Source organism: Pseudomonas sp. G2-4, from assembly GCF_030064125.1.
In the GTDB taxonomy this organism is placed as follows: Bacteria; Pseudomonadota; Gammaproteobacteria; order Pseudomonadales; family Pseudomonadaceae; genus Aquipseudomonas.
Genome location: NZ_CP125957.1, coordinates 5,506,965 through 5,518,855 on the forward strand (window position 1 = coordinate 5,506,965; position 11,891 = coordinate 5,518,855).

General features: G+C 61.1%; 9 protein-coding genes. All 9 read left to right on the top strand.

Going from position 1 to position 11,891, the window contains the following annotated elements; translation table 11 throughout:
- The first annotated feature begins 22 nt into the window (after positions 1-22).
- The 9 genes from QNH97_RS24120 (at position 23) to QNH97_RS24160 (ending at position 11,859) form a co-directional block, all read left to right on the top strand.
- Positions 23-1,453 (top strand): sigma-54-dependent transcriptional regulator, encoded by a 1,431-nt coding sequence (locus tag QNH97_RS24120; RefSeq protein ID WP_283554223.1) that lies wholly within the window; start codon positions 23-25, stop codon positions 1,451-1,453.
- A 788-nt stretch (positions 1,454-2,241) separates the two neighbouring features.
- Positions 2,242-3,639 carry a polynucleotide adenylyltransferase PcnB gene (locus tag QNH97_RS24125; protein WP_283554224.1) on the top strand — a complete coding sequence of 466 codons (1,398 nt, stop codon included), beginning with the start codon at positions 2,242-2,244 and terminating at the stop codon, positions 3,637-3,639.
- 3 nt (positions 3,640-3,642) lie between these two features.
- Positions 3,643-4,128 (top strand): 2-amino-4-hydroxy-6-hydroxymethyldihydropteridine diphosphokinase, encoded by a 486-nt coding sequence (gene folK / locus QNH97_RS24130; protein WP_283554225.1) that lies wholly within the window; start codon positions 3,643-3,645, stop codon positions 4,126-4,128.
- A gap of 275 nt (positions 4,129-4,403) precedes the next feature.
- On the top strand, positions 4,404-5,204 hold the full coding sequence (gene panB, locus QNH97_RS24135) for a 3-methyl-2-oxobutanoate hydroxymethyltransferase (protein WP_283554226.1): 801 nt from the start codon (positions 4,404-4,406) through the stop codon (positions 5,202-5,204).
- Positions 5,201-6,061, top strand: coding sequence for a pantoate--beta-alanine ligase (gene panC / locus QNH97_RS24140; protein WP_283554227.1), 861 nt, complete (start codon positions 5,201-5,203; stop codon positions 6,059-6,061). Before panB ends, panC begins: the two co-directional genes overlap by 4 nt.
- 30 nt (positions 6,062-6,091) lie before the next feature.
- Positions 6,092-6,472: an aspartate 1-decarboxylase gene (gene panD, locus QNH97_RS24145; RefSeq protein ID WP_003228271.1), complete on the top strand. Its 381-nt coding sequence runs from the start codon at positions 6,092-6,094 to the stop codon at positions 6,470-6,472.
- A gap of 362 nt (positions 6,473-6,834) precedes the next feature.
- A complete protein-coding gene (pgi, locus tag QNH97_RS24150; RefSeq protein WP_283554228.1) occupies positions 6,835-8,499 on the top strand; it encodes a glucose-6-phosphate isomerase in 1,665 nt (554 codons plus the stop codon).
- A gap of 197 nt (positions 8,500-8,696) precedes the next feature.
- Positions 8,697-10,634, top strand: a complete 1,938-nt coding sequence (gene acs, locus QNH97_RS24155) for an acetate--CoA ligase (protein ID WP_283554229.1) — start codon at positions 8,697-8,699, stop codon at positions 10,632-10,634.
- A gap of 208 nt (positions 10,635-10,842) precedes the next feature.
- On the top strand, positions 10,843-11,859 hold the full coding sequence (locus QNH97_RS24160) for a class I SAM-dependent rRNA methyltransferase (protein WP_283554230.1): 1,017 nt from the start codon (positions 10,843-10,845) through the stop codon (positions 11,857-11,859).
- Positions 11,860-11,891: the final 32 nt, after the last annotated feature.

Sequence of the window (11,891 nt, forward strand, 5' to 3'; positions counted from 1 at the left end):
GACCGTCGAGAGAATCGAATCAATGCCGCACATTTTGATCGTCGAAGACGAAACAATTATCCGCTCCGCCTTGCGCCGCCTGCTGGAACGCAACCAGTACCAGGTCAGCGAAGCCGGTTCAGTGCAGGAAGCACAAGAGCGTTTCAGCATCCCAACGTTTGACCTCATCGTCAGCGACCTGCGTCTGCCCGGCGCCCCCGGCACCGAGTTGATCAAGCTTGGCCAAGGCACGCCGGTGCTGATCATGACCAGTTACGCCAGCCTGCGCTCGGCCGTCGACTCCATGAAAATGGGCGCCGTGGACTACATCGCCAAGCCCTTCGATCACGACGAGATGCTCCAGGCCGTGGCCCGCATCCTGCGCGACCGACAGACGGCAACCGGCAACACGGCGGAACCCGCGGGCAAGACTGCGGCTGCGGCGAAAGCCGGCGCCAGCAACCATAATGGCGAAATCGGCATCATCGGTTCCTGCCCGCCCATGCAGGACCTGTACAGCAAGATCCGCAAAGTGGCGCCGACTGATTCCAATGTCCTGGTTCAGGGCGAGTCCGGTACCGGTAAGGAACTGGTGGCCCGGGCACTGCATAACCTCTCTCGCCGGGCCAAGGCGCCGATGATCTCGGTGAACTGCGCGGCGATCCCGGAAAGCCTGATCGAGTCCGAACTGTTCGGTCACGAGAAAGGAGCGTTTACCGGCGCCAGTGCCGGGCGTGCCGGGCTGGTGGAAGCGGCGGACGGTGGCACGCTGTTCCTTGATGAAATCGGCGAACTGCCGCTGGAAGCCCAGGCACGCTTGCTGCGTGTACTTCAGGAAGGCGAAATCCGCCGGGTCGGCTCGGTGCAGTCGCAGAAGGTCGACGTACGCCTGATCGCGGCCACCCACCGTGACCTCAAGAGCCTGGCGAAGATCGGCCAGTTCCGTGAAGACCTTTACTACCGTCTACACGTCATCGCCTTGAAGCTGCCAGCCCTGCGCGAGCGCGGCGCGGACGTCAACGAAATCGCCAATGCCTTCCTCGCTCGCCAGAGCGCCCGGGTCAACCGCACCGACCTGACGTTTGCCCCGGACGCCGAGCAGGCGATTCGTCATTACGCTTGGCCGGGTAACGTCCGAGAGTTGGAGAATGCGGTGGAGCGAGCGGTGATCCTGTGCGAGAGCCCGGAGATCTCCGCCGATCTGCTGGGCATCGACATCGAGCTCAGCGATCTGGACGATGAGGAATTCATCGGTCTGGCCCCGCAACAGGGCGCGGCCAACAACACCAGCCATGAGCCCACCGAAGATCTGTCACTGGAAGACTACTTCCAGCATTTCGTCCTGGAACACCAGGACCACATGACCGAGACCGAACTGGCACGCAAGCTGGGCGTGAGCCGCAAATGCCTGTGGGAACGCCGCCAGCGCCTGGGCATTCCACGACGCAAGACAGGGGTGGCCAGCGAAAGCTGACTGTGTGGGAGCGAGCTTGCTCGCGATAGCGGTGTGTCAGTCGCCCCATCGGCAAGCTGATCCCCCATCGCGAGCAAGCTCGCTCCCACAGTGAATGTGAAAAAACTGTTACCTCAGTTTTTTCACGTAACAGAAGCCGGGGTTTACGGTAACGAAACCCCGGCTTTTTTTCGCCCCGGAAAAACCGCTATAAGCCTAGAAGCCCCGGTTTTACTGGGCTTTTAAAAAGTTGGCACGCACCCTGCTATAGCTTTGGTACAAGAACAATAACAAGCAATGCACAAGACAATAAAAATAAGACGAATCGACTCACGCACAATAAAAACAAGACGGCGAGAGGCGCAGCTAACTGATTCTTTTGGAGAGGCGTTGTATTTGGGGCTTGCCCCACAACCAGGCCGAGAACAATAAAAACTGTCTCAAGACAGGTGCCTGAACTGGTTGGATCGATTGATCACTGCAACACAGCGACCAAAGCAATCCGTTTGCTCTTGACTCCCGATTGGGAGGGTCACAAAGGAAAATCCTTGTGGCGCGGGCACTCAACAAAAACAAGAAGCCCGAAACCAATAATAAAAATAGAGCACGTAACTCATTCTGGGGGAGCTTCGGCTCCCCTTGTGGTTTCTGTCATTCCCCTTCCCTGAAGCCTACAAAGCTTGTCGCTTACAGCTTGCAGCTCAAAACTGCTCGGTCCTACACCATCCCTCGACTAAATGCTAGAATCCCCGCCCATCATGCGGTCATTCTTCGTTTTTGGCCGAATATTCCTTCAAACAGTGCATCCCATGCTGAAGAAGCTGTTCCAGTCATTCCGTTCTCCCTTGCGTCGTACGCAACACATTCGCAGCACGCCTGAAGTGCTCAACAGCGGCCAGCATTCCCTGCAAAAGGCCCAGTTCAGCCGTTATGCAGTGAACATTGTCGAACGCCTGCAGAATGCCGGTTACCAGGCTTACCTGGTCGGCGGTTGCGTGCGCGACATGCTGCTCAACATCACACCCAAGGATTTCGACGTCGCCACCAGCGCCACGCCGGAACAGATACGGGCCGAATTTCGCAATGCGCGGATCATTGGCCGGCGCTTCAAGCTGGTCCATATCCACTTCGGTCGCGAAATCATCGAAGTGGCGACATTCCGCGCCAATCACCCGCAAAACGATGAAGAAGAAGACAGCAACCAGTCTTCTCGCAACGAGAGCGGGCGCATCCTGCGCGATAACGTCTATGGCTCGCTGGAAGAAGACGCGCAACGCCGCGACTTCACCATCAACGCCCTGTATTACGATCCAGTCAGCGAGCGCATCCTCGATTACGCCAACGGCGTACATGACATCCGCAATCGCCTGATCCGCCTGATTGGCGATCCGAAGCAACGTTACCAGGAAGACCCGGTACGGATGCTGCGGGCCGTACGTTTCGCCGCCAAGCTGGATTTCGGTATCGAAAAACACAGCGCTGCGCCGATTCGTGAATTGGCGCCAATGCTGCGGGAGATCCCTTCGGCTCGCCTGTTCGAAGAAGTGCTCAAGCTGTTCCTGTCGGGCCACGCGGCGGACACCTTCGAGATGCTGGTGGACCTGCAGCTGTTCGACCCGCTGTTCCCAGCCAGCGCCGAGGCGCTGGAGCACAACCCGACCTACACCCACACGCTGATCAGCGACGCGTTGATCAACACCGATCTGCGCATCAAGCAGAACAAACCGGTGACCCCGGCCTTCCTGTTCGCCGCCCTGCTCTGGCCTGCCCTGCCGGCCCGGGTCCTGCGTCTGCAGGAACGTGGCATGCCACCGATTCCAGCGATGCAGGAAGCGGCCCACGAGTTGATCAGCGAACAGTGCCAGCGCATCGCGATTCCAAAACGCTTTACCATGCCGATCCGCGAGATCTGGGACATGCAGGAACGCCTGCCACGGCGCAGCGGCAAACGTGCCGACCTGTTGCTGGACAACCCGCGCTTCCGTGCCGGCTACGACTTCCTGCTGTTGCGCGAAAGCGCTGGCGAGGAGACCGATGGCCTGGGTGAATGGTGGACCGATTATCAGGACGCCAACGAAAGCGAGCGCCGCGACATGATTCGTGAGCTCAGCGGCAAGGACGACGGCGCCAGCGGCCCGCGCAAGCGTCGCCGCAGCAGCGGCGCCAAGCGTAAACGCGCCGGCGCGCCGAGCGCTTCGGGCGAGTAATCGATGGAACGCATCTACATCGGCCTGGGCAGCAACCTGGCCGAACCCAGCGAACAGTTGCGCAGTGCCATCCAGGCACTGGCGCAACTGCCCGACACCCAGCTGGCCGGCGTTTCAGCGTTCTATCAAAGCGATTCCCTGCTGCCCGGCCAGCCGCGCTACACCAACGCGGTGGCAGCGCTGGACAGCCAACTGGCGCCGCTGGACCTGCTCGATGCGCTGCAAGCCATCGAAACCGGACAAGGCCGTGAACGCCTGGAGCGTTGGGGCCCGCGCACGCTGGACCTGGATATTCTGCTGTTTGGCGATCGCCTGATCGACGAGCCCCGCCTCAAAGTCCCCCACTACCATATGCAGGCCCGGGCCTTCGTGTTGTATCCCCTGGCGGAACTGGCGCCCACCGACCTGCGCCTGGCCGATGGGCGCCGGCTCAAGGATCTGCTTGCCGCGTGCCCGTTTGCCGGCCTGGAACGCCTGCCCTCCCACTGACGAAGACCATCCCCTGTTCCGGTACCGGACAGTCATATTCGGGACGCTCTCCCGGGCTGAAACGCATCAGTCATCCCGGTAACACCCGTCGGTAACACATCCAATTGACTTCCCGGCAGCGCCTCACGACTATAGGCGTCCCGTAGCCGCCAACGCGGCGTTAAAGGGCGCAATCCAGGCCTTACAAGCACCACGCATAGAGGGTGCGCCTGTATAAATGACGATTCATGCGCGTTACTCGCAGTAGCTCAAGAGCGCCTAATGAGGACTTTTTCATGCCAGCTATTACCCTGACCACGCTGCAAGGTCTCAAGCAAAAAGGTGAGAAAATCGCCATGCTGACCTGCTATGACGCAACCTTCGCCCATGCCTGCAACGAGGCGGGTGTCGAAGTGCTGCTGGTGGGCGATTCCCTCGGCATGGTGCTGCAAGGTCACGACAGCACGCTGCCAGTGACCACCGCCGAGATGGCCTACCACGTGGCTGCCGTCAAACGCGGTAACACCGATGCGCTGATCCTCGCCGACCTGCCTTTCATGGCCTACGCCACCCTCGAACAAACCATGACCAACAGTGCCATGCTGATGCAGGCCGGCGCCCACATGGTCAAGGTCGAAGGTGCGTTGTGGCTGGCCGATTCGATTCGGCTGCTGGCCGAGCGCGGTATCCCGGTGTGCGCGCACCTGGGCCTGACCCCCCAGGCGGTGAACATTCTCGGGGGCTACAAAGTCCAGGGCCGCAATGAGAACCAGGCCCGGCAGATGCGCGCCGATGCGATTGCCCTGGAACAGGCTGGCGCCGCGATGTTGCTGCTCGAATGTGTGCCCAGCGAGCTGGCGGAAGAAATCACCCAGGCGGTAAAGATCCCGGTGATCGGGATCGGCGCCGGCAGCGCCACCGATGGCCAGGTACTGGTCCTGCACGACATGCTCGGGCTGTCGATCACCGGTCGCGTGCCCAAGTTCGTGAAGAACTTCATGATCGGACAACCCTCCATCCAGGCGGCCCTGAGCGCCTATGTCACTGAAGTCAAAGCGACGACCTTCCCAGGCGTCGAACACGGATTCTCTGCATGAACACCGTCAAAACCGTACGTGAACTGCGGGCCGCCGTGGCCCACGCCCGCGGCGAAGGCAAACGCATCGCTTTCGTACCGACCATGGGCAACCTGCACAGCGGCCATGTCGCGCTGGTCACCAAGGCAGCGCAACGGGCCGACTTCGTGGTCGCAAGCATTTTCGTCAATCCGCTGCAATTCGGCGCCGGCGAAGACCTGGACAAATACCCCCGCACCCTCGCGGCCGACCAGGAGAAACTGCTCCAGGCCGGCTGCCAGCTGCTGTTCGCCCCCAGCGTCGAGGAGATGTACCCCGACGGCATGGCCGGACAGACACGGGTCAGCGTCCCGCAGTTGTCCGAAGGCCTGTGCGGCGCCAGTCGCCCCGGGCATTTCGAGGGCGTGGCGACGGTGGTCAGCAAATTGTTCAACATGGTCCAGCCCGACCTGGCGGTGTTTGGCCAGAAAGACTTCCAGCAACTGGCGGTGATTCGGGCGCTGGTCCATGACCTGAACATGCCGATCCAGATCATCGGCGAACCCACCGTGCGCGCCGAGGATGGCCTGGCGCTGTCGTCGCGCAACGGCTTCCTCAGCCCTGAGCAGCGCGCCGTTGCGCCCTTGGTCTACCGCAGCCTGAGCCAGATTGCCGAGACGATCCGCCAGGGACAGCGGGATTTCCCGGCGTTGGTTGCCGAGCAGATCAGGCACCTCGAAGCTGCCGGCCTGCGTCCCGATTATCTGGAAGTCCGTCACGCCAAGACCTTGCGTCCGGCCACGAGCGAAGACCGCGATCTGGTGATTCTGATAGCGGCATTCCTGGGCACCACGCGGTTGATCGACAACCTGCACCTGGACCTTGACGCATCCGTCTGAACGTCGCCAATCAAGCTGAAGGAAACCCTCATGCACGCCATCATGCTCAAGGCCAAGCTGCACCGCGCCGAAGTCACTCACGCCGTCCTCGATTACGAAGGCTCCTGCGCCATCGATGGTGAATGGCTGGACCTGTCGGGTATCCGTGAGTACGAACAGATCCAGATCTACAACGTCGACAACGGCGAGCGCTTCACCACCTACGCCATCCGTGGCGAGGAAGGTTCGCGGATGATCTCGGTCAACGGTGCCGCGGCGCACAAGGCCAAGGTCGGTGACCGCGTCATCATCTGCGCCTACGCCCATTACAGCGAAGCCGAACTGCTCAACTTCAAGCCCCGCATGTTGTACATGGCCCCAGGCAACGAACTGAGCCACACCAGCAACGCCATCCCGGTTCAGGTTGCCTGATCGAAGGCACCGGCTTCACCACTCTCCCTGTGGGAGCGAGCTTGCTCGCGATAGCGATAGGTCAGTTGATAGAGATGTCGACGGACACACCGCTATCGCGAGCAAGCTCGCTCCCACAATGAGTACTCAGTGTCAGGAAGAGGCCTTTACTCTTCCGTCTGTCGGACCATTCCCCGCCTGTGTGTATAAAAAAGTACCGGGAACCGGTCTGACAAAGTCAAGACAGATCGCAACGCGAGGTTTACTGTAGTCGCCCTGCGCCCAAAGATCGTGTCGACGCAGTTGTCCGGACGCCCACCTCGGGTCGGGCCGGAATTTTTAGTGTACAAAAGGTCGTTCAAGTAAAAAGGAAACCCGCAGCGATGGCGTATTACCGAACCCCTCATGACGTGACCGCTCTGCCTGCCTGGCAAGCGCTGAATGACCACCGCAAAGCCATGCAGGATTTCAGCATGCGCGAAGCGTTCAATGCCGATCCGCAGCGTTTTAGCCAATTCACCCTGTCGAGCTGCGGCTTGTTTCTCGACTATTCAAAAAACCTGATCAACGCCCAGACCCGCGACCTGCTGGTGGGCCTGGCCAATGAAGTCGACCTCAAGGGGGCGATCAAGTCGCTGTTCGAAGGCGAAATCGTCAACGCCTCCGAAAACCGTCCGGCCCTGCACACCGCCCTGCGTCGGCCGGTGGGCGATAAATTGCTGGTCAGTGGCGTCAACGTGATGCCAGACGTGCACAAAGTGCTGAACCAGATCACCGATCTGGTGGGCCGCATCCACGACGGCCTGTGGCGCGGCTACACCGAAAAGCCGATCACCGACGTGGTGAACATCGGCATCGGCGGTTCCTTCCTCGGCCCGGAGCTGGTGTCCGAAGCGCTGTTGTCCTACGCGCATAAAGGCGTTCGCTGCCACTACCTGGCGAACATCGATGGCAGTGAGTTCCACGAACTGACCATGAAGCTGCGCGCCGAGACCACACTGTTCATCGTCTCGTCGAAATCCTTCAACACCCTCGAAACCCTGAAGAACGCCCAGGCCGCTCGCGCCTGGTACCTGGCCCAGGGCGGTTCCGAAGCGGAGCTGTACCGCCACTTCATCGCGGTTTCGAGCAACAACGCTGCCGCCGTGGCCTTCGGCATCCGCGAAGAAAACATCTTCCCGATGTGGGACTGGGTCGGCGGGCGCTACTCGCTGTGGTCGGCCATCGGTTTGCCGATCGCCTTGGCCATCGGCATGTCGAACTTCAAGGAATTGCTCTCCGGGGCCTATTCCATGGACCAGCACTTCCAGAGCGCCCCGTTCGACCAGAACATGCCGGTGCTGCTGGCGCTGCTGGGCGTGTGGTACGGCAATTTCTGGGGCGCGCAAAGCCACGCGATCCTGCCGTACGACCATTACCTGCGCAACATCACCAAGCATTTGCAGCAGCTGGACATGGAATCCAACGGCAAGAGCGTGCGCCAGGACGGTACACCGGTGTCGACCGACACGGGCCCGGTGATCTGGGGTGGCGTCGGTTGCAACGGCCAGCACGCTTACCACCAGTTACTGCACCAAGGCACCCAGATGATCCCGGCCGATTTCATCGTGCCGATTGTCAGCTTCAACCCGGTGTCCGATCACCACCAGTGGCTGTATGCCAACTGCCTGTCCCAGAGCCAGGCGCTGATGCTGGGCAAGACTCGCGCCGAAGCCGAAGCCGAGCTGCGGGACAAGGGCGCGAGCGAAGAAGACGTGCAGAAACTGGCGTCTCACAAGGTGATCCCGGGCAACCGTCCGAGCAACACCCTGGTGGTCGAACGCATCAGCCCACGTCGCCTTGGCGCCCTGGTGGCGCTGTATGAACACAAGGTGTTCGTGCAAAGCGTGGTCTGGGGCATCAACGCCTTTGACCAATGGGGCGTGGAGTTGGGCAAGGAGCTGGGCAAAGGTGTCTACAACCGTCTGGTGGGCAGCGAAGAAAGCCCGGCCGAAGATGCCTCGACCCAGGGTTTGATCAACTACTTCCGCGGGCGTCATCGCGGCTGATCGTCCCACAGCTCACCGCTGATCCCTGTGGGAGCGAGCTTGCTCGCGATGGCGGTGGATCAGTTGACACTCATGTTGACTGACACACCGCCATCGCGAGCAAGCTCGCTCCCACAGTTGTTTGTGCATGACTTGAACCCTCCGGCTACTCGGCGCATCTTTATGACTTGTCGCAAAAACAAGAATAAGGAACCGTCATGTTCGATATCAGCCAGTACCCCCAAGCCGATGCCGTCCGCCGGGCGGCGCAACTGAGTCAGGACGAGTACAAGCGGCTCTACAAAGAATCCATCGAACACCCCAGTGCGTTCTGGGGCGAGCAGGCCACGCGCTTTCTCGACTGGATGACACCCTGGCAAACCGTCCAGCGCTATGACCTCAGGACCGGTGACGCCCAGTGGTTCGCGGGCGGCAAGCTGAACGTCAGCGCCAACTGCATCGACCGACACCTGGAAGCACGTGGCGACCAGACGGCGATCATCTGGGAAGGCGACAACCCCGCCGAATCGGCAGAAATCACATACAAAAAACTTCACAACCATGTGTGCCGACTGGCCAACGTGCTGAAAAGCCGTGGAGTGAAGAAAGGCGACCGGGTCTGCATCTACATGCCGATGATTCCGGAAGCGGCCTACGCCATGCTCGCCTGCACCCGCATTGGCGCGGTGCATTCGGTGGTGTTCGGCGGTTTCTCACCGGATTCCCTGCGTGACCGGATTCTCGACGCCGATTGCCGCACCGTCATCACTGCCGACGAAGGCGTGCGCGGTGGGCGCTTCATACCGCTCAAGCGCAACGTCGACAAGGCCCTGGAAGGCTGCCCGAACGTCAGCACCGTACTCGTGGTCGAGCGCACCCAGGGTGAAGTGAACTGGGTTGAGAGTCGTGACCTGTGGTACCACCAGGCCATGCACGAAATGAGCGACGACTGCCCGCCCGAACCGATGGACGCCGAAGACCCGCTGTTCATCCTCTACACCTCCGGCAGCACCGGCAAACCCAAGGGCGTGCTGCACACCACCGGCGGTTATCTGCTGCAAGCGGCAATGACCTTCAAATACGTATTGGATTACCGCGACAACGAAGTGTTCTGGTGCACCGCCGACGTTGGCTGGGTCACCGGCCACAGTTACATCGTCTACGGCCCGCTGGCCAACGGCGCCACCACGCTGATCTTCGAAGGCGTACCCAGCTACCCCAGCAGTTCGCGCTTCTGGCAGGTGATCGATAAACATCAGGTCAACATCTTCTACACTGCCCCGACCGCCTTGCGCGCATTGATGCGTGAAGGCGCCGGGCCGTTGCAGGAAACGTCCCGCAAAAGCCTGCGATTGCTCGGCAGTGTCGGTGAGCCGATCAACCCGGAGGCGTGGGAATGGTATTTCAACGTGGTCGGTGAGCAGCGCTGCCCGATTGTCGATACCTGGTGGCAGACCGAAACCGGCGGCATCATGCTCAGCCCGCTAGTGAGTGCCCCACGGCTCAAGCCCGGCTGCGCGACCCGGCCGATGTTCGGCGTGCAACCGGTGCTGCTGGATGAAGTCGGCAAGGAAATCCACGGTGCCGGCAGCGGCGTGCTGGCGATCAAGTCCAGCTGGCCGGCGCAGATTCGCAGCGTCTACGGTGATCATCAACGCATGGTCGACACCTACTTCAAGCCCTACCCCGGCTACTACTTCACCGGCGACGGCGCTCGCCGCGACGAAGACGGCGATTACTGGATCACCGGGCGCATCGACGATGTGATCAACGTCTCCGGGCACCGCATCGGCACTGCCGAAATAGAAAGTGCCTTGGTGTTGCACGACAACATCGCCGAAGCAGCGGTCGTCGGTTACCCCCATGATCTCAAGGGCCAGGGCATCTATGCCTTTGTCACGCCCATGAACGGTGTGGAGGCCAACGACGAATTGAAGAAAGAATTGCTGGCCCACGTCAGCAAGGAAATCGGCAGCTTCGCCAAACCGGAACTGATCCAGTGGGCACCGGCACTGCCCAAGACCCGTTCGGGCAAGATCATGCGGCGGATCCTGCGCAAGATCGCCTGCAACGAGCTCGACAGCCTCGGCGACACCTCGACCCTGGCCGATCCGAGTGTGGTGGAGGGGTTGATCGACAAGCGGCTGAATCGCTGAGCCAGGCGACGCAATTCACCCGTGGCGAGGGAGCTTGCTCCCGCTGGAGTGCGTAGCGCTCCCAAAAATGAGGGGCCGCTGCGCAGCCCAGCGGGAGCAAGCTCCCTCGCCACGGGTCAGTGCCAGGCTCAGATACATATGCAATCCCCAACCCGGGTTTGCATAACTGCTAAACTCCCGCGCCTCATTTCTCTAAGGCGCGCCCGGCATGTCTTCCTTGAATCAGGCGCTGCGCGCCGCCCTCGACCAGCGTCAGGACCTGCTCAGCCAATTGCATCAGCAAGGCACCGATTGCTATCGCCTGTTCCACGGCAGCCAGGAAGGCGCGCCCGGCCTGACCGTCGACCGCTACGGCCCGCAACTGCTGGTGCAGAGCTTCCACCAATCGCTGGAGCGCGAGGCCTTGCTGCAACTGCACGGCATCATCAACGAACGCCTGGGCCTGGACACCCTGCTGGTCTACAACGACCGTGCCCGGGGCAATTCGCGCATAGACCGCCAGGACACCGTCTATCAAGCCGATGAAGCCGCCCTGAAAGACCTTATCGGCCATGAATGGGGCCTGAACTACCGCGTTCGCGGACGCCATGCCGGGCAGGACCCACTGCTGTTCCTCGACCTGCGCAACGCCCGGGGCTGGGTCAAGGAACACAGCCGCAACAAAAGCGTGTTGAACCTCTTCGCCTACACCTGTGGCGTCGGCCTGAGCGCGGCGGCCGGAGGGGCGCGGGAGGTGTGCAACCTGGACTTCGCCGAAGGCAACCTGGCGGTGGGTCGCGAAAACGGCCTGCTCAACCCCGATTTGCCCGCCATGGAATTCGTGCAGTCGGATTACTTCCCGGCGATCCGCCAACTGGCCGGCCTGCCCATCAGCCAGCGACGCGGGCAGAAGCTGCCCAGCTACGTGCGCCTGGAACAACGCCAGTACGACCTCGTGCTGCTCGATCCGCCGGCCTGGGCCAAGAGTGCTTTCGGGACCGTCGACCTGTTGCGCGACTACCAAAGCCTGCTCAAACCGGCACTGCTGACCACCGCCGACGATGGCGTGCTGATTTGCTGCAATAACCTGGCAAAAGTCTCCATGGACGACTGGCGCGAACAGGTATTGCGTTGCGCCGAAAAGGCCGGCCGCCCGGTACGCGAATGGAGCGTGCTGACGCCCGGCAGCGATTTCCCCTCCCAGGACCAGCAGCCGCCGCTCAAGACTTTGGTCCTCCAGCTCTAAGCCAGACTCGGAATTCTGACGTAGAAAACGGA

Excerpts from the sequence above, each read along its gene's own strand:
- QNH97_RS24120 (WP_283554223.1), top strand. The coding sequence starts at position 23 with ATGCCGCACATTTTGATCGTCGAAGACGAAACAATTATCCGCTCCGCC.
- QNH97_RS24125 (WP_283554224.1), top strand. The coding sequence starts at position 2,242 with ATGCTGAAGAAGCTGTTCCAGTCATTCCGTTCTCCCTTGCGTCGTACG.
- folK (WP_283554225.1), top strand. The coding sequence starts at position 3,643 with ATGGAACGCATCTACATCGGCCTGGGCAGCAACCTGGCCGAACCCAGC.
- panB (WP_283554226.1), top strand. The coding sequence starts at position 4,404 with ATGCCAGCTATTACCCTGACCACGCTGCAAGGTCTCAAGCAAAAAGGT.
- panC (WP_283554227.1), top strand. The coding sequence starts at position 5,201 with ATGAACACCGTCAAAACCGTACGTGAACTGCGGGCCGCCGTGGCCCAC.
- panD (WP_003228271.1), top strand. The coding sequence starts at position 6,092 with ATGCACGCCATCATGCTCAAGGCCAAGCTGCACCGCGCCGAAGTCACT.
- pgi (WP_283554228.1), top strand. The coding sequence starts at position 6,835 with ATGGCGTATTACCGAACCCCTCATGACGTGACCGCTCTGCCTGCCTGG.
- acs (WP_283554229.1), top strand. The coding sequence starts at position 8,697 with ATGTTCGATATCAGCCAGTACCCCCAAGCCGATGCCGTCCGCCGGGCG.
- QNH97_RS24160 (WP_283554230.1), top strand. The coding sequence starts at position 10,843 with ATGTCTTCCTTGAATCAGGCGCTGCGCGCCGCCCTCGACCAGCGTCAG.